This is a genomic window from Clostridium sp. ATCC 25772 (assembly GCF_001573875.1).
Lineage (GTDB): Bacteria > Bacillota > Clostridia > Clostridiales > Clostridiaceae > Clostridium_J > Clostridium_J senegalense.
This window is the reverse complement of record NZ_LFRG01000136.1, coordinates 1-773: the sequence shown is the minus strand read 5'-3', so window position 1 is coordinate 773 and position 773 is coordinate 1. Positions and strand designations below refer to the sequence as shown.

Sequence of the window (773 nt, the reverse complement as noted above, 5' to 3'; positions counted from 1 at the left end):
GTATTCTTCTTATTACTTGGAGGTATATTATGGTTCTTACCTGTAGCATTATGTGCAGCAGAAATGGCTACAGTTGAAGGGTGGCAAGAAGGTGGAATATTTGCTTGGGTTGGAAACACTTTAGGTGAAAAGTTCGGATTCGCAGCAATATTTTTCCAATGGTTCCAAATTACAGTTGGATTTGTAACAATGATCTATTTTATACTAGGTTGTTTTTCATACATATTCAATTGGAATGCATTAAATAATGTTCCGGTTATCAAGTTTATTGGAGTATTAGTGATATTCTGGTTGTTAACATTTTCACAATTAGGCGGTACAAAAAACACAGCTAAAATAGCAAAAGCTGGATTTATATTTGGTATATTAATACCAGCAGTAATCCTATTTGGATTATCAATAGCATACATAGTACAAGGAAATCCTATAGATGTAAAAATAGGAGCTAAATATTTTGTACCAGATTTTTCAAAAGTAAATACACTAGTTATTTTCGTATCATTTATATTAGCATATATGGGAGTTGAAGCATCAGCATCACATGTAAATGAGTTAGATAATGCTAAAAAGAACTATCCATTAGCTATGATTATATTAGTTATATTAGCTATAGTACTTAATACAATTGGTGGATTAACAGTTGCAGCAGTAGTTCCACAAGGTCAATTAAGTTTAAGTGCAGGAGTTGTTGAAACATTTAAAGCTTTAATATTACATTTTGCTCCTCACAGCACATGGCTTGTAAAATTAATAGCTATATTATTAGCACTAGG

General features: G+C 31.4%; 1 protein-coding gene. It reads left to right on the top strand.

All coding sequences use genetic code 11. The features are described 5' to 3' along the window. The coding region (locus AZI32_RS17170; protein ID WP_157450972.1) for an amino acid permease at positions 1-773 on the top strand (773 nt) is incomplete at both ends.